Source organism: Cellulomonas humilata, from assembly GCF_030814415.1.
Lineage (GTDB): Bacteria > Actinomycetota > Actinomycetes > Actinomycetales > Cellulomonadaceae > Cellulomonas > Cellulomonas humilata_A.
Genome location: NZ_JAUSVB010000008.1, coordinates 41,662 through 58,777 on the forward strand (window position 1 = coordinate 41,662; position 17,116 = coordinate 58,777).

The following is a 17,116-nucleotide window of genomic DNA, read 5'->3' on the forward strand; positions in this document are numbered from 1 at the left end:
GATGCCGCGCGTCGACGACCGCTGAGTCCGGCACGCAGAGTGCGGAGCATGGGTGCCTGAGCAACGACCGATGTGGGCATGTCGACGGCCAGCCGTGCGAGGTTGTCGTTCGTCCAAGAGTGCGAGCACCCGCGTTGCCTTTGAGTCGGGGGACGGGCTCGAGACGCACGGACGGTCGCTCTATGGAGCGGTGCTTGCCGTTCGTCTCGATATCCGTCGAACACCGGGGACGAGACGCTACGGTTCCCGGGTCAGCCCTGTCCAGCCTCCCGCCCGCCGCGGATGGGACGAGGCGTGTCGCAATGAATTGGCTGCTGCCGATCGGCAGCATTCGTGAGCACCACCACGTGGAGATCGCCAACAGCCGCGCCGCGAAGGAGCCAGAGTCAGTCATGGAGAGGTGCCAGGTGGCCGGACAGGCGTTGAAGGGCCGGTCCAGATCCAGCCAGAGGTACGACGGCTGATGTCGGAGCAAATGGAGGCCCCGGGGTCGGCGGCAACCGGATTGGTTGACCCTCGTGCGTTGCTCGCTCACTGGGCGAACGACAACGACGAGTGGGTTCGTCTGCTCGTCTCGGAGGTCATCGTCACTGGGCGTCCTGTCGGCGCCACCACGATCGAGAAGGCCTACCAGGTCTTCCGGCAGGAGAAGGCTCTCGACAAGCGCGAGCTGCCGACGGTCGCCAAACTCATCTTCGAGGCGCAGCTGGACGAGTCGGCACCGCCACTCGCCGTGACCCGCCTCTCCGAGGTGCATGGTGTCAACGCCCTGATTGCAGGTGCCGTGATCGAGCCGCACGAGGGCCTGACGATCCTGTACGGCGAGAACGGCACGGGGAAGACCGGTTACTCACGGATCTTCAAGGCTCTGGCGAACAGCCGCACCGCCGATACGATCCTCGGCAACGTTGAGACCGACCCTGCCGAGGGGCAGACCGCCAAGGTGGAGTTCAAGCTTGGCGACGACGAACAAAGCCTGACGTGGACCGGCGAGCGGGGAGTCTCACCGTTCACGCGCATGTCGATCTTCGACAGTCCTGCGGTGACAACCCACGTCGACGATGACCTCGACTACGTATACACACCGGCATCTCTAGCTCTCTTCAACCACGTGACGGCTGCCATCCAGGCGGTCACCGCCCAGATTGATGCGGCGATTGGCACACTCAGCGCGGGTAGCTCTGGGCTCATCTCGAGGTTCCAGCGCGGGTCGCGCATTTATCCGCTGATCGAGGCGCTCGGGGCGTCAACCGATCTAGCTGATCTGAAGGCAAAGGCGGTGACAGACGGCGATGCCGACCAGAAGCTCGACGTTCTGACCCAAGCCGTAGGCGCACTGCGGGCAAACACAATGGGCACCCAGATCGCGGCGCTCAGGGCGGAGCAGCGCGTCCTGACGCAGGCTGTGGCGGCTGCCGAGGCACTCCTGGCGTTCGATGCGACTGCCTATAACGAGACACTTGTGAGGCGCGCAGAGCTCACGGTCGACCACGAGACATTCCGGAGCGAGCTGTTCGCCGCTGCGGACCTACCTGCGGATCCCGACGACAGCTGGAGCAACTTCATCGAGGCTGGCGAGAAACATCGCCAGCACCTCGTCGAGCTTGAGGCACACGACTCGAATCGCTGCCTCTACTGCCGTCAGCCTCTTCTCGATCCCGCACGGGTGCTGATCGCCAGGTACTCGATCTACCTCGAAGACAAGATCTCAGCCGACATCCGCGCCACCGACACCATCATGGCTGGGTTCAAGCGTCAGATCACGAACATTAAGAACAGCGAGCTTGTCGCCTTCATTGGCGAGTACTCGGCCGAGGAAGAGAAGCCGACCCACTTCTCGCAGGTTGTGGCGATCGAGGGTGCGAGCAGTGCACTGGCGACCGCTGTGGCCGAAGCCAAGCCCGCGAGCCTCACGATCTCAGCCGTCGTCACCAACCCCAATGCTGACGTCGAGGCTGCTCTGGCCACCGTTGGCGCCAATATCTCGACGCTGGAGACGCTGCAGCAGAATCGGGCGCAAGTGCTCGAAGAGAAGCAGGCGGAACTGCTGGAGTCCAAGGCCGCCGTCGAGCTCGGCAAGTCCTGGCCCCTGATCGAAGCTCAAGTTAAGAGCGCCAAGGAGGCCGATCAGCTCAAGACCCTCAAGCGTCCACTGCCGTCGCAAGGACGGGCGGTCACGGAGCTGGCGAAGACCGCAAGCGACCAGCTCATCAACCAGAGCTTCGACGTGCTGTTCCTCGAGGAGTGCGAAGCGCTCCGAGCGCGACCGCTGAAGTTGCAGTTCGTGGGACGCGAGGGCAGGGCGCAGCGGCGAAAGGTTATGAGCGGCAGGCACAAGCCATCGAAAGTCCTGTCGGAGGGTGAGCAGAAGGTGCTCGCGCTCGCCGACTTCCTGGCTGAGGCACGGCTGGCTGGCATCACCGCACCGGTGATTTTCGACGACCCCGTATCGAGCCTCGACCATCGCCGGATAAACGAGGTTGCTCAGCGCATAGCGCGGTTGGCCGACGACAACCAGGTCATCGTCTTCACTCACGACATCCTGTTCGCGACGACGCTCCTTGGGCTATTCGAGAAGTCGAAGCGGTGCGTCTACTTCCAGGTCACTGATGAAGACGGCAAGGGGAAGGTGACTCGTGCGACTGGTCCTCGTTGGGACACGTTGAGCGGTATCCGCGGGAAGATCAACACCACGATCGAGGCTGCGAAGCAGCAGGATGGAGAGGCGCGCGACGCGCTCGTTCGGGTTGGCTACGGCTGGCTGAGGTCATGGTGTGAGGTCTTCACCGAGACCGAGCTGTTCCAAGGTGTAACGCAGCGATACCAGCCGAACGTTGGCATGACCCGGCTGCAGAACGTCAACACGGACAAACTTGGCGACATCATCCCGAAGGTCACAGAGGTGTTTGAGGAGGCCTGCCGGTACATCGACGGTCACTCTCAGCCACTCGTGACTCTCGGTGTGAGTCCGACACTGGCGGGTCTCGAGCAGCGCTGGGCTGAACTCCGGGAGCTGAAGAAGCTCAACGAGGACAAGTCGTGAGCCTGCTGACGTTCACGCGTATCGCTCCGCTCTGATCCCGGACACATGTTGAGCGTGCGGGACCCGGTAGACAGATCGTGACACCGCTGCCGGCGCCACCGCCAGCAGATCCGGGTGTGATCCATCTGCCGAAGCGGTCATGTTGACCATGTCAACGGATCGCTTCGAAGCGCGGGGGCACCGACCGACCGACGGTCGTAGACGTGCAGATCAGAAGTTGGCGTGCGTCCGCCGGTATTCACCGAGTCGCCTTCGATTCCCCGTCGCTCCGTCACCAGGGCGCGGCTGCTGATATTCCGACCAGGTGATCCAGCCCGTCGAGTTGCGGAAACCGCTCAACGCAGTCTCCAGATACCGTGGCCCTTCGGCGCCGCCAAAGCGAACAGATCCTCGCCTTTGAAGTTCGCGGAGTCGGACGAGTGGCACTCGAGAGCGTTCCTGACGGTGGCTTCCCAGGACCCCGCCACGCCAGGTCGCTGCACCCTGACCTGTGCGTAAATCTGCGCCAGCGACGCCGAACCCCCGAGAGCACGGAGAGCATCGACGACTTCCAGCTTCCAGGGCTTCATGCCAGGACGATAGGGCACGGCCGCCGCTGTGGCGCGGTCGAGACAGGCTCGTGGCACCCTCGGAGCGCGGCCCGCGAGGGTGCGCGGCCGGTCGTTCGCGACGATGGCTGCCTGGATTAGCGCCAGTTTGCCTGCTCGTCTATGTCCCAGACCGCTTTGCGGGCGACCTGTTCGACTTTCTCAAAGCAGTCCTCGATGGCTGCGAACTCGGTGAAGAGTGCATGCTTGTCGCTCATGCTCTCCAGGGCAGTTGCCCTCTCGACCCATGACCTGAGGTCGTTCATCGTCAGCGGGTAGTTTCGACTCCGCATCACCTCGGGGTCGAAAATTGCTTCCGCGTCGCCGTCTTGTATCTGCATTGCGAGGATTGCATCACCAGGGATCACATCACGGCCGGTGAGGTTCTCCTCGACGTACGCAATATTGTCCTGGAGGTCAGCAAGGCGCGCCAGGAGATGCTCGCCTAGCGCACTCCGCACCGCATTGAGGTCGAGTTGCACAGCCTCCCTCAGTTGCTTGGCGGCTAGATGGGGCAGCTGGAACAGGTCTCGAGGGGTGGGGAGATCTTCGTGGAGGAGCGCGAGCTCGGGGCCAAGTGGTTTATCGAAATCGCCGCTGATTAGAGTGTCGGGCTCGTAGTTTTCGAGCACGGTACAGGCCGCGTCGACGTATACCAGCACGGCGGGTCGGATTACCTCGATCCGGTGATGGTCACGATGATAGGTCTCGTTCCGATATTCATGTAGTTTCTTGAGCACTGGCCCGAGGTCATTGGGCAGCCTGCCCCGTCCAATCAGAAAGTCAATCTTCTCCGCGAACTCACGGTCGATCTTGCTTCGCCTTCTCTTCGAGACCACTGTTGCTTCGAGCTTCTCGATCTCCGCCCGAAGCCAGTCCGCGCCGAGTCTCTGGCGTTCCGCACGAAAGACGCGGTCGGACCCAGTCTCGATTCGACGCAAGTTCTCCAGTTGAGCGAAAGGATAGCGTTCGCCATCCAACTCGGACTTTGCCATGCGATGCATGATCAATTCGACGGCGCTGTCGAGCAGGATATACGCTAGCCGGAGCTGAGGAACCCGCCCGATCGCGATAAGGCGCTCGACCTCATTGAATTGCACGATTATCAGTTCGAGACTCTTCACCTGCGCCGCACTTTCCGTCTCCGCCTGTCTCTTCGGACGGTTCCTCACCGTACGGCTTCGACTCCTGCCATTGCATCTCGACGCGCTACGACGACAAAAGGCCGTCGCGCTCGTCGTCGCACTCGCGTACCCAATCGAGCAGTTGCCGGCCAAAGTCCGAGAGCATGCCCTGGGTGTACGAGGGCATCGACAACCCACCGATCGGCGTGATCGGCGCAGTCGAGCAGCCGGTGCGCACGAGCGCCGCACGGATCGGTACCGGCTCGCCATGCCACAACTCACGCGCGCGCGTCTTGACCTGCATGGTCTGCGGCTCGATCGAGTCTATGAAGCGGCGGAATCGCTCCAGAGCCCGCAGATGCGGAGCATCCAGATGTTCGAGCGCGTCAACGACTAGTTGGGTCTGCTCCACGAGCGCATCGTCAAGCACCGCCTGGCTGATCACCTTGGCCAGCAGCCGTCGTTTTGCGGTCACACCGGTGCGCACACATGCGAGAACTGCCTGCGACCACACCGCCTCCAGCACTGGGTCCCGATCGAGCGCAGCTACGAGCTCCTCAACCTGCACCCGGCGGAGGACGTCGGCGTAGAGCTGCCGACGCTTGTAGACCATTCCCTCGTTGACACGTGCAGCGAGGACGTCGATCGAGCCGCCAACGATCGGAATGAGGTTCAGGCCGGCGCGCGCCAGCGTCGCCGACCAAGGCTCGGGTACCTCGCCGACCGAGACTGGATCTGGCGCCCCGTCGATCGGGTCGGACGGGCCTTCGATGTCCACGCGGTCGGTCATGGACAACAACCGTAGGCTTCAACGCACATATACGTGACCGTCTCATGTCTCTCCCCGCAGATGAGGGAACAGAGCGCCCCACTCCTACCCGGGCTGGGAGTGGCTAGCGCTGCGGCGGAGGCACGCCCGCGAAAGGGGGCCGCGAAGGAACGTAGGAGCCTGCTGGCGAAGGGCGAGAAGGGCAACCGACCGGCGATAGCCGTCAAACGTCTCCAGCGCGATCGTGGCGAAATGTCGCTAGGTCGCGAACGAGCGCGAGGAGTATCCGCGGCGCCACGAGAACGCACGACTTGCGCGGAATCCGGCTGAGTGTGCGACAGGGTGGTGCAGTGAGCCAGCCGCTTCCTGATCCGTTCCCGGTCGTCCGTCCCCCTCGCCAATTGAAGCCATCACCTCTCGGTGGCTCGGCCAGCCGGTTCCCGAGCTTGGTCGAGCCGCGCCAACGACTCGACCAGCTTCGTGTGGATCACCTCACGATCACAGCCCGAGCCCTGGAGGTTGCGGACGGCAAGGTGTTCCTGCCGGACCTGATCGTCACTGCGATGCTCCAACGGAGCTACGGGGTCGTGGATGCACTTATCGACGCCGTCGACACGTACAACGTGCACGCCGCGGCCCCCCTGCTCCGCCTGCAACTCGACACGCTGTTCAGGGCGCACTACATCGCGAGCGGGCCAGACCTCGACGACCTCACAAGCCGGCTTCAACGCGGCGAGGAGTTCCGCAAGATCAGGGATTCTGAAGGCAAGTACCTCACCGACGGTCGTCTCCAGGCGCTGGCGCGCGAGGTGCACGGCTGGGCGACGCCGGTTTACCGTGAGACGTCCGGGTGGGTGCACTTCTCGGTCAGCCACATGAGGACCACCACCCAGGGCGGCGATGACGACGCATTCTTCATGGGAGTTCCAGTAGATCCTTCTGTGATTCGTGCGTCGCTCTGGCAGGAGATCTACGCGGCCTCAACTCGCGCGACCGAGGAACTCTTCGAGTACGTCCGCGGATGGGCCGCCCGCAAGGGGATGCCGCCGGGTGAGGTGCGTCGACTGTCCTGGTGAGTTGTCCAGCGCTGCGAGTGTCGAGGTGCCGTGCGTGCTCGTCAGTCTTGTCCTCTATCCACAGGCACCCGGCCCTTGAGGAGGGTGTCCAGTGACCTGAGCGGGTGGCCCGGCGTCGGTGGCGGTGACAGGTCCCTGCGTTGCCACAGCGTCTTCGCCACGGCTGGATGGGGGGAGCGGGATCAGCACGCCTACGGCGCAGCCCTTCTCAGCGCGAAGACAGGCCCACCCCGGCTCCGGCGACCGCCATGATCCAGGCGTCGATGAGCATGGCCGCGAAGTCATCGTTACTAGTCAATCCTGCGATGTCGGCTTCGGTTACGACAATGAGATGTACGCCGTCGTTTGCGGCACCGAAAGCCACCGAGTGGGCAGCGGTTTGGGATCTACTGCTCCCTGTGAGGCCATTCCTAGCGAAGACTATCGCGAGCTTCGCTTTACGGCTTCTACAGGTATTGACGAAATATCCGACTGCCGCACTATCGACCTTGCGGTCCCACCATTTGCACTCGACGATGAAGAAGGTCGGAAGAGGGTTTAGTGCTCCGAGGTGCGCAGCAACCAGATCGAGTTGTTCGGCGTGCAGTGGGCTCGTGATGTTGCGCTTGGTCCGGCAACCGAGTGATAGAAACAGGTACTCGGCGAGCGCCTCGAAGGACTTTCCTCGCGAGTCGTTCGTTGCCTGAGCGTCGATCTCGGCGAGCATCTGCGCGACGATCGCGCCGGAGATCGATTGCAAGTCCGGACCCGCGATTCCGCCGGTCATAGCGCGTGAATTGCTTCGTTGCGGGCACGCCGGAGGACCTGGTCGAAGGGTTCCAGCGCCAAGCGGCTCTCAAGTTGGCGGAGCGAAAGGGCTACTGTCATCGGAGTGGTAGGTAGATTAATGGCTTCGCCATCGTAGACCAGGAGTCCGAGTCCGGACCGGGAAACTCTCACCCTCTCCGATAACTTCCGAGCCGATTCGATTAGGATTCGACGCGACGCGGACGGGTCTTTTGTCCGCGCTCCACTTTTGACTTCAACCAAGACAACGCGCAAATCGCTGCCTTCTTCTGGGAAGAGCACGGCAAAGTCGACCTCGCTGACATCGTCTGGCAGCGCCGCTCCCTCGTAGATAACTACGTCTTCTCCCGCATGCGACTTTAACAACGAACCAATCTCGCGCTCGAACGAGCGTGCGCGTCCAAGATCCTTCGAAGGAGGCGGCTCGAGTGGCATTGACGTCGGTGACTTTGGACGCTGAAACACCTCTCGACGTGCGCCTGCGGAAACGCCAGACAACAGCAACTCCAGCTGGGCTGCAAGCAAGACCTCGTCGTCGGCGTAGTCGACGCGGGGGATTCCGTACAGGAACGGCACAGAGAGTCCTGGCTTCGCGACCAGCAGGATTGGAACGCCTCGCCCCAGCGCGATGCCCAGTTCCACCCCTACGGCTCCGAAGCGCAGGCGAGTCGGCTGAGCAGCCACGAGTGCGGCTACTGCGACGTCTGCCTGCCAACTACGGCTGGCGAGCTGAGTACCCACGCCAGCGGTTCCGGCATCGACGACTCGGTGACCCAAGTTCGTCAACACTCGGGTCACAAGAGAACGGCCGGATTTCGAATCCGAGATGACCAGAACGTCCACGAATGACAATCTACGCTTCCGTCACCCGTGGCCAGCTGTTCTGCCTCCGCACTGCTCACGGCGCGCACCGAGGCGACGCCCAGCAGGCCAGAGAGTCGAACCGCGGACGTCCTGCGCCGCGCGGTGCAACGGACAGGTCATAGGGATGTTTGACACGAGAAGCACTTGGGCCGTCGTCGCCAGCCCGCCACCAGGCAGCGCGTACCGCAGGTCGACGGGCGCGGCCGACGGGCCGACCAACTCGGGCAGCAGCTCGACGGCAGTGCGGACCTTCGAATTCCGACAATGCGGCGGAGCGGACAAGCTGGGCGTACGAACACTACGATGCGTTGTTGACTAACACCCGGCCGTTGACCTCGGCCATGTCGACGCGGACATCGACGCCATCGACGAATGCCGCCAGGGAGCCGACGACACCCGTTCCGACGCCGAGGTCGCGGGCGAAGTGGTTGCGCGTGCCAGCGGGCACCACGACGAACGGAATCCCGTGCCGGGCCGTGACGGCGGCAACCAGGGCCTGCGAGCCGTCGCCGCCGGCCATGCCGAGCAGGTCGCTGCCCGCGCGACGGCGGCCTCAGGCAGCGCCCCGAGGTCGTCACCCGGACCCAGCACGACGGGCTCGACGCCAAGGTCGCGGCAGCGATCGCCGAGCCGGAACCTAATCGCCTTGCCGCCGCCCGATCAATCCGGATACCGACGATAGTTAGTCACGTTGAGGTCGGCGAGCGGTGATGGCTAGGGAATGGTTAGCGAGTGATCGGGCGGCGCGCCCCGTTGCGCACCGCCGGTAACGCCGCCCTGGCCGAGATCTACGCGCACGGCGGTCGGGAGCTCGAGCCTGATGCGGCGCGGCGTCTTCCCGCTGCTGACGCTGCACGGATTTTGGGTCCGCTCGTCGTGGGCCGTACCGAGAGATCCCCCGCGCGGTGACGGAGTGGCGATGAATTCGACGCCATGTATGGGCATCCCTCGCCGTTCTTTAGTCGGTGGCCTACCTGACCACCAGCCACAGCACGAGAACCACCACTCCCATGATCAGAGTCCAGTTCACCCCGCCCGTGGACCCCGCACCTTGCGACACTCCGCGAGACGGGTGGCGTTCGTGCATTGAGGCGGCCACACGGGCGAGTTCCGGCGGTGTCAAGTTGAACGTGTCAATGCGGGACGACTGCTGCTGCACACCGTGAGCGTCCACTACGACCAGGTCTGGCCCTTCGCCGAGTGCGTACGCCCAACCGTTGGGCAGAGCGGGTGCACCGTGCGCGACCAGGTCAGCGTGGAACGTCACAACGAACGGCGTAGTCGGGTTCGGCGGAAGCACCTGGTCTCGCTGTGCTGACCCGGATCGACGAGCCGCACCCGACGTCCGGTCCGCAAGGCTTGCCGCCGTCGCGATCTCCTGTTCGGTGATCCGCTCCAGCCGCGACGCGACTACCGCTGGTTGGAGAGCGCTGATCACACCACGCAGATCGAATGGGGCGGCACGGACGATGCGTTCGCGGGGGTCACGCACGTGCAGGGTGCCGAGCGCCTCCGCTGCGTCGTTCAACGGGCTCAGCTCGTACGTCCAGCCGTCCGGGAGCGCCGGGGCGCCGGCCGCCAGCAAATCCTCATGCGATGGAAGCCCCGCGTGCGCCCATTGCGACGGCGTCGGCCGACGACCATCAGAACCTGAGCCGCGGCGGGCGCCCGAGGTGCGCGCTGCATACCGTGCTGCTTCACGAGCGCCCGCTCGGGCGAACGATCCCATGTGGAGCCATCGGCGCACTCACCCTCACCCTTGAGCGGCCACCTCCGCCGGTCGCCCAGCCACCGAGACTCCTCAGCCCGGCGTGACGATCGGACGGCGACCTGGCTGGGGGTTCGCGGACCCGGCGCACAGTCGACGGTTCCACGTTCGCTTCGGCATGACGCCACGCGAGTGGCGCCAGGATCGCGCGAGGTGCATCGCGCTGACAGACCGGCGCGGCACGCGACGCCCCAAGACGAGAGCCGGCAGGTGTTCAGGCGGCTCGCCGCTGGCGTGCATCAGCCCAGGCGGGTCATCTGCTCCTGCTGCAGGGAGGGACGCTGCGCCTCGCCCCTGTCATCAACGATGCCCTGAGGGCGAGGCGGCTCCTAGCCATGGCGCACGCGGCGGCCCTACCCTCACGAGAACGGAAGGAGTCCTCGATGACACCGGTGGGGGGTAGTGCCGCGCGTCGACTTCGCGGCGGCCCCGCCCTCGTCCTGGTGGAGGTGACGTGCGCTTGCGGCACAAAGTACGAGGTTCCGAATTCTGCGGTCGACCTGAGCAAATGCCCCAGCGCAACCTGCAGGAAACCGACACGCGAAGTGCTCGAGCAGCACAAGAGCAATTGAGCGACGACCGTGGATAGCCTGAACGGATCGCAGACGCACTGAAGGCCTTTGGTGCCCGACTCCAAGTCGTCGGGCTGCTCCCGACCGCGCTCGCTCTGGGCGTTCTATGGTTCCTGATCGTCGCGAAGGCGCCTGAAACTCCTCTGACGCTCAAGACGTTCACCGACGCTGTCGATGGGATCGGTCTGGCAGGGGCTGCCAAGATCCTGGTGGCGGCGGGAGCGCTCGCAATCACCTTGCAACCGTTGCAGTTCAGGCTCGTGCAGCTCCTCGAGGGATACTGGCCGGCCCGAGGCGGGAGCTTCCTCTTCCGGCTCGGCGTCTGGCGACAGCGTCGGCGGCGCGACCGGTTGGTCGATGCGATGGTCGTCAGCGCGACGGCTCTAGCTGCGGCGTCGTGGGATGAGCGGCGCGCCCTGGGGGAGCGGATGCAGATCTCGGAGCAATCCGTTCGCACGTGGTTTCCCACCGAGGACCGCCTCTTACCGACTGGTCTCGGCAACGTGCTGCGATCGGCCGAAGATCGTCTCGGCGAGCGTTACGGGGTCGACGCCGTCGTGGTCTGGCCACGCCTGTTCCGCTTGCTCCCGGAAGCCGTCGCTCGGGACATCGACGACGAAGTGACCCAGATGGACGTCTCGGCCCGCCTGGCGACCACGTGGCTGTTTACAGCGGTGGCGGCAGTCGCAGTTCTCCTGGTCGTCGATGCGGGAGCGCTCGTTCGGAACTGGGAGTGGCTGACCGTGCCCCTCGGACTGGTCGCCCTATCGTGGCTCTCGTACCGGGGCGCGATCGAATCGGCACTGGCGCATGCCGTGGACATCGAAGTTGGCCTCGACCTCTACCGCGGTCGAGTGATCGATGCGATGCGCCTCCCGGAGCCGCGCCGGCTGTCCGAGGAGCGCCGGCAGTTCGCCGCCCTCATGGAGCTGTTTACGTCCTACGAGGAGGACGAGGACATGGACCTGGTGTTCCGGCGGGCCCCAGACGTTGCCCCACTGCCACTGCGGCGCACCAGATCGCGCGGCAAGGCCCGTTGAGTAACGCGAGAGGGTGGAAGGGCCAAGCCGTCGCATTGAGTCGCCCTGGCGTGTCCGGAGGGCTCGTTTGTGGAGTCGGGCTGCTCGAGTCTTGACCACTTGACCCTTGGACGAGCGCCCCAGCATCGACTTGTCCAAGCACGCAACGCTCAGATCGAGAGCTGGGCGATTGATGCAACTCGAGCCTGTCGACAACGCACGTGGACCTAGGGCTCCGGGCCGGAATGGCAGACTCGTCGGCCAGTTGCACTGCTGTTGACCACGTCAACAGATCGGCCCAAATCGGGCCGGGACCGACGGATCGGTGATGGCGGAGGTGCAGATCAGGCGTTCGCCGTCGTCCGCCGGCACTCGCCGAATCGCCTTCGATTCCCGCCACCTCCACGATACCTGGCTCGCTGACCTGCGCGAACGCGTGTGACGACGCGTTCAAGGTTGACGCTGTCAACGGTGCGCGTCAACATCGCGGACCGACCGTGCCGTCGCCGGGGTGAGCACGCGGTGCAGATAGGTCGCTGACAACAGCTCGGCGGCTGGTGGCGCGGTCGGTCGCCGGTACGCGTCGGGTCCTGGACGGTGTGCTCCCCGAGCCGTGCACGTGTCCCTCGTCAGGAGCGCACAGCACGGCAGCGAGAGCCGGTCCGCATGCTCATGCCTCACCGCCCACCGCCGGTTCGTCTGGGGATGGGGGAGCGTGACCGATCGCAGTGTCGGGGTCAGTGAAGCTCAGCCGTCTGTCGATGAGGGCGGCGGCGATATGTGCGAGCCCGCGGCCCTCGGCGAACGCACGGGCCTGGAGGAACGCCCGGGCGTCCTCGGGGCCGATGCTCAGCTGGGCGACGATCATTCCGGTGGCCTTGTGCACCAGCGCGCGGTCGGACCAAGGCCCATGAGCCAGCATGGCAGGCGGCTGCTCGAGCATGAATGGCAGCCGGCTACGGCCGGCCAGCGTCACGTTGGTCCGGCTCGACGGGATGTGAGTCGACGACCGGATTCACCCCCTCTGCGGCGCTCAGGCCCCGGACCCGTTCGACAAAGGCGGCGTTCTGCTCGGGGGTGGCGACTACGTCCGCGTAGTGCTCGCCGGCATCCGCGAAGCCGTACGTGTCAGCACCCGGTGCGGATTCGCTCTCAACCTGGAGCGACCACTCGTGGTGGGCTTGGGCGATGTCGGCAAGCATCGCAGCCCGGGCGCGGGTCCCGGCATCCCGGTCGCCCTCTGCTTGCGCGGTGGTCGTGGAGGACGCGTCAGGTGGAGCGTGGTGTTGCGACCCATGCTCGTCAGTCACCTTGGGGACCCCGTCGTTCGTCCACTCCGTTACGTGCAGCAGGCGCCAACGGATCTCGGGGTGCAGGGCGTCGAGCTGGGCAGGCAGGTGCCGGCTCAACGTCGGATCGCCTCCACCTGTGCCGCCGACGCAGTACGCGATCTCCATCGGTACGTCGTCCTTGCAGTCGAGCCGCGCCGCGAGCCTCTTCCTGTTCGCGCGGGCCCAGATCCAGTAGTCCAGACCTTGGAGCACGAGGAGGTCGTCTGCGCCGAGTTTGGTCTCCACGAGCACCAGAGTCCCGAGCGCGTCCAGGCCGGCAAGGTCGACGAACCCCCGGCTCCGTGGCACCCTCGGGCGCTCGGGGTCGTCGGACGCCGAGCCTCTGGGCCGCCAGGCGGCCACCTCCCGCAGGACCGGCTGCTCCAGCCCAAGCGCGTCGGGACGGCGACGCAGCGCGGCCTGCAGCCAGTGCTCGTCGTGGCGGAGCGCGATACCGAATCTACGCTCGTGGCAGCCGGCCTCCACAGCTGCCGTGACCTCGCGAAGTTGCTCGTCAGTCATCCGGCCGGTGAGAACAAGAGGTGTTGGTGTGGGGTTGGGTGATGTCGGTCCGAAGTCGATGCCGGCGACGATCTGCAGACCTTCCCGGGTCCGACGGATGACCAGGACTCGCTGCCCGCGGCACTGCCAGGCACGGAAACCCGAGCGGTGTGCCGGGTCCAAATCGAGATGCCGACCTGCCCAGCGCATCAGGTCCGCAACCCACGGGGTCCTGTCGCCCAGGTGAAGTTGGGGCTTCTCGACAGCCGTCACGAGCTCGGCGCTGTCGTCCCGACCGGGCCGGGCGAGTTCGGTGACCTGGTGTCCGAGTTCGCTGTCCTGGTGGCAAGGCTCGGCTCCCGGGTGGCAGTCGTGAGTCCAGACACGCACGGGAAGGTCGTCGCGCAGCCACGCCCACCGGTGCATGGTCGGCTCGTGCCAACCGGCCGCAAGGACAAGCCGCAGCTCCCGGCTGCCACGTTCGGCCAGTCCTATCGCCAGGGCGCGGTCGGCGTCGTCAGCCTCCTGCGCCCCGACAACCAAGGTCAGGCTCTTCTCGTTCTGGTACCAGACGAAGCGCAGCCCGCGCCCACCGCCGGGCGGCAAGCGGGTGCCGGCTCCCACCTTCTCCGCCAACGTGTCGGCTGGGCCGTCGGCGAAAGTCTTGCGGTCGTCCCTCACGGACATCATGGCCCCCCGGGGCTCAGGGCAACGATGTGCCTGCGGACGCACCCGCCGACGATGACGAAGCCGGAGTCGGCATGGTTCGAACGTAGACCGCAGCCCGCGCCCCCGCGACCTTCGACGGTATCGGGCTGGTGTCAGTGCCAGGTGCCACCCTCCGCGACATGACGAATGAACTCAAGGTTCGGGTGCACCGGGGCACCCAGGAGATCGGCGGCTCGTGCATCGAGCTCCAGACCGGCGACGCACGCCTCGTGCTCGACGTCGGCCGACCGCTGTCGGCGCGGCGGGGCGACCAGGTCGACCTGCCGGACGTGCCTGGCCTCGCGTCTGGGGACGACCCGACCCTGCTCGGGGTCGTGATCTCCCACGGGCACCTCGACCACTACGGCCTGCTCGACCAGGTCAGCCCGAACGTCCCCGTGATCGCAGGCGAGGCCGCCGCGGCGATCGTCGAGGCCGCACGATTCTTCTCACCTGGGCCGGCGCTGCGCCCGGCCATCCACCTCCGCGACCGCGTACCGCTGCAGGTCGGACCGTTCACGATCACGCCCTACCTCGTCGACCACTCCGCGTTCGACGCCTACGCGGTCCAGGTCGACACCGGCGATCACCGCTTCTTCTACACCGGAGACCTGCGGGGCCACGGTCGAAAGGCAGCCCTGTTCGAGCAACTAATCGCCGAGCCGCCCGTCGACGTGGACATCCTGCTCATGGAAGGAACCCACATCGGGGCGTCCGCCGCCGACGAGCCCACGCACGCGACCGGCTCGGAGTCGGACGTCGAGCGTGCAATGGCAACCACGATGCGGGGGACCCCGGGTCTCGTGGTCGCGGCCGGATCGGCGCAGAACGTCGACCGACTGGTCACGTGCTATCGCGCGGCTCGACGTGCGGGACGCACCCTGCTCATCGACCTCTACGGGGTCGCCGTCGCACGGGCCACCGGACGCGGCACGATCCCGCAGCCGGGGTTCCCCGGGCTGGGTGTCTGGGTCCCGAGACGTCAGAAAGTTCGCGTCATGCAGTCGGGGGAGTTCCACAGGACCAGGGAAGTCCGCGGGCTGCGGGTGTTTCCCGAGCAGATCGCCGCACACCCCGAGCGCTACGCGATCTACACCGCGTCCTCGTCGATCGCTGAACTCGTCACGGCAGGTGCGCTGGACGACTCAGGAACAGTGATCTGGTCGATGTGGTCCGGGTACCTAAAGGAACCCTCCGGCCAGCGCCTTCGCTCCATGTGCGCGACGAACGGAGTCGCGTTCGAGGAGCACCACACCTCCGGTCATGCCACCGTCACCGACCTGCAGCGACTCGCCGACGCGTTCCACGCCCGCGCGCTCGTGCCGATCCACACGGAAGGCGGCTTCAGGTATGGCGGGATCTTCGCCAACGCCGAGGCACACGTCGACGGTGACTGGTGGGCAGCTTGACGAGCCATCTCGGATCCCTGAGAGGCGTTGCCGAGCGGCGCGGCCGCTCCTGAGACCTCATGAAGCAGGCCCGCGCGACCGATCCTTAGTAGGAGACACGATCAGTCAGGAGACTTCAATGGCGCAGGATCGCGACGAGATGAGCGCGGCGGCGGCGTCGGACGAGCATCCGCTCTTCCACTCGGCGACCGGTACCCGGCTACACCTGCAGTTCTGCCCGCACTTCTTCGACACCGACCACGACGGCATCTTCGAGGCCGCCGCCGACGATGCGCGGCCAGTGTGTGCGTGGTCGGCGGACGAGATCGCAGGCGTCGGCCAGCGTCGATTCGACACCTTCGACGATGCGCTCAGGGCCTACCGGGCGCCCATCGAGAACCGGGAGCGGATGCACGAAGTCGCAGGTTCGTTCACCTACGACAAGATCTGGATGCCCCGCTCCGGCTCGTACATCGGGATTGCCGTCGAGGGCACGAAGGCACTCGCGTACTTCGGCATGACCTACCTCTGGACTGCGGACCTCGGCACGGAAACGCTCAAGGGTTACATCGCAGGCACTGGCACGGGTGACCGGTCCCCGCGAGAGTTCGACCCCGAATCGTGCCCGACCTGTCATCTGACATTGCCGGCAATAAAGGTCTGCGACGAATGCGGCTGAGGCGCAGATCGCATCAAGGACGCCGCACGTCGGTTGCCTCGAATCCAACGCAAATCGGGCTTTGATCCGGGTCTGTTTTGACAGAACTGCTCGAGTAGATACTCTGACCGGTTACCCAGTGGACACCAACCGGCGCAACGTGCGTCAGGCTCTTATGAGGAGAAGCTCATGGCATTGGCATTCGACCCCTCCAAGTTCACTGTGGCGAAGGCCAAGCCCCTGCCAGTCATCCTGCTGCTCGACGTGAGCCTGAGCATGAGTGGAGGCAAGATCGACAGCCTCAACACGGCTGTCGCCGAGATGCTCGCCTCGTTCCAGGGCAGCGAGGGCAGCGAGACCGAGATCGACGTCGCCGTGATCACCTTCGGAGGAACAGTCGAACTGGCGCAGCCGCTCGCGAGCGCAAGGACGATCCAGTGGACCGGTCTGTCCACCAGCGGGAACACCCCCATGGGCACCGCGCTACGGATGGCCAAGGCGATGATCGAGGACAAGGCAGTGGTGCCCTCCCGCGCCTACCGACCGACGGTGGTCCTGGTCTCGGACGGCCAGCCGACGGACGACTGGCAGCAGCCGCTCGACGACTTCGTGAGCAACGGCCGGTCGTCCAAGTGCGACCGGATGGCGCTCGCCATCGGAGGTGACGCGAACGCCGAGGTGCTCGAGAAGTTCATCGCCGGGACCGACTACCCGCTCTTCTTCGCCAAGGACGCCGCCGGGCTGCAGAAGTACTTCCAGTTCGTCACCATGTCGGTGACCGTGCGGACCAAGTCGCAGGACGCCAACGTCATCCCAGGCACCGCCGCAGTTGGGATTGAAGCGCCGACCATCGACAGCCGTGTCGAGACACCAGCGAGCACTGACGACGATCAGGGCTACTGGTAGACCGCGACTGGACGCC

15 protein-coding genes are annotated in these 17,116 nt (G+C 65.3%); 6 read left to right on the top strand and 9 right to left on the bottom strand.

Features of this window, described 5'->3' with window-relative positions; all coding sequences use genetic code 11:
- Positions 1-523: 523 nt before the first annotated feature.
- Positions 524-3,043, top strand: a complete 2,520-nt coding sequence (locus J2X26_RS21490) for an AAA family ATPase (RefSeq protein ID WP_307494760.1) — start codon at positions 524-526, stop codon at positions 3,041-3,043.
- A gap of 335 nt (positions 3,044-3,378) precedes the next feature.
- Here the strand turns inward: J2X26_RS21490 and J2X26_RS21495 are convergent, their stop codons facing one another.
- From J2X26_RS21495 to J2X26_RS21505, 3 genes are all read right to left on the bottom strand, one after another.
- Positions 3,379-3,612 (bottom strand): hypothetical protein, encoded by a 234-nt coding sequence (locus J2X26_RS21495; protein ID WP_307494761.1) that lies wholly within the window; start codon positions 3,610-3,612, stop codon positions 3,379-3,381.
- 116 nt (positions 3,613-3,728) lie between these two features.
- Positions 3,729-4,754: a hypothetical protein gene (locus J2X26_RS21500; RefSeq protein ID WP_307494762.1), complete on the bottom strand. Its 1,026-nt coding sequence runs from the start codon at positions 4,752-4,754 to the stop codon at positions 3,729-3,731.
- Between the two features lie 85 nt (positions 4,755-4,839).
- Positions 4,840-5,544 carry a hypothetical protein gene (locus tag J2X26_RS21505; RefSeq protein ID WP_307494763.1) on the bottom strand — a complete coding sequence of 235 codons (705 nt, stop codon included), beginning with the start codon at positions 5,542-5,544 and terminating at the stop codon, positions 4,840-4,842.
- Between the two features lie 329 nt (positions 5,545-5,873).
- Between J2X26_RS21505 and J2X26_RS21510 the strand changes: the two genes are divergently transcribed.
- Positions 5,874-6,599 carry a hypothetical protein gene (locus J2X26_RS21510; RefSeq protein ID WP_307494764.1) on the top strand — a complete coding sequence of 242 codons (726 nt, stop codon included), beginning with the start codon at positions 5,874-5,876 and terminating at the stop codon, positions 6,597-6,599.
- A 208-nt stretch (positions 6,600-6,807) separates the two neighbouring features.
- On the opposite strand, the gene J2X26_RS21515 is transcribed toward J2X26_RS21510, so the two are convergent.
- From J2X26_RS21515 to J2X26_RS21530, 4 genes are all read right to left on the bottom strand, one after another.
- The gene (locus J2X26_RS21515; protein ID WP_307494765.1) at positions 6,808-7,365 is read right to left on the bottom strand and encodes a restriction endonuclease; all 558 of its coding nucleotides are present in this window, start codon (positions 7,363-7,365) and stop codon (positions 6,808-6,810) included.
- A complete protein-coding gene (locus J2X26_RS21520) occupies positions 7,362-8,228 on the bottom strand; it encodes a hypothetical protein (protein WP_307494766.1) in 867 nt (288 codons plus the stop codon). The genes J2X26_RS21515 and J2X26_RS21520 overlap by 4 nt, the downstream gene beginning before the upstream one ends.
- Before the next feature lie 319 nt (positions 8,229-8,547).
- A complete protein-coding gene (locus tag J2X26_RS21525; protein WP_307494790.1) occupies positions 8,548-8,778 on the bottom strand; it encodes a diacylglycerol/lipid kinase family protein in 231 nt (76 codons plus the stop codon).
- 441 nt (positions 8,779-9,219) lie between these two features.
- The gene (locus tag J2X26_RS21530) at positions 9,220-9,978 is read right to left on the bottom strand and encodes a hypothetical protein (RefSeq protein ID WP_307494767.1); all 759 of its coding nucleotides are present in this window, start codon (positions 9,976-9,978) and stop codon (positions 9,220-9,222) included.
- Between the two features lie 871 nt (positions 9,979-10,849).
- On the opposite strand from J2X26_RS21530, the gene J2X26_RS21535 reads away from it, so the two are divergent.
- The gene (locus tag J2X26_RS21535; protein ID WP_307494768.1) at positions 10,850-11,629 is read left to right on the top strand and encodes a hypothetical protein; all 780 of its coding nucleotides are present in this window, start codon (positions 10,850-10,852) and stop codon (positions 11,627-11,629) included.
- Positions 11,630-12,278: 649 nt separating this feature from the next.
- Here J2X26_RS21535 and J2X26_RS21540 read toward each other — a convergent pair.
- Together J2X26_RS21540 and J2X26_RS21545 are read right to left on the bottom strand one after the other, a co-directional pair.
- Positions 12,279-12,551: an ANTAR domain-containing protein gene (locus tag J2X26_RS21540; protein ID WP_307494769.1), complete on the bottom strand. Its 273-nt coding sequence runs from the start codon at positions 12,549-12,551 to the stop codon at positions 12,279-12,281.
- Between the two features lie 13 nt (positions 12,552-12,564).
- Positions 12,565-14,121 (bottom strand): hypothetical protein, encoded by a 1,557-nt coding sequence (locus J2X26_RS21545; RefSeq protein ID WP_307494770.1) that lies wholly within the window; start codon positions 14,119-14,121, stop codon positions 12,565-12,567.
- Between the two features lie 167 nt (positions 14,122-14,288).
- Here J2X26_RS21545 and J2X26_RS21550 point away from each other — a divergent pair, with 167 nt between their 5' ends.
- The 3 genes from J2X26_RS21550 (at position 14,289) to J2X26_RS21560 (ending at position 17,100) form a co-directional block, all read left to right on the top strand.
- Entirely contained in the window at positions 14,289-15,557 is a 1,269-nt protein-coding gene (locus J2X26_RS21550) for an MBL fold metallo-hydrolase (RefSeq protein ID WP_307494771.1), read from the top strand.
- A 118-nt stretch (positions 15,558-15,675) separates the two neighbouring features.
- Positions 15,676-16,215 (top strand): hypothetical protein, encoded by a 540-nt coding sequence (locus J2X26_RS21555; RefSeq protein ID WP_307494772.1) that lies wholly within the window; start codon positions 15,676-15,678, stop codon positions 16,213-16,215.
- Between the two features lie 168 nt (positions 16,216-16,383).
- On the top strand, positions 16,384-17,100 hold the full coding sequence (locus J2X26_RS21560; protein WP_307494773.1) for a vWA domain-containing protein: 717 nt from the start codon (positions 16,384-16,386) through the stop codon (positions 17,098-17,100).
- The last annotated feature ends 16 nt before the right edge of the window (positions 17,101-17,116 follow it).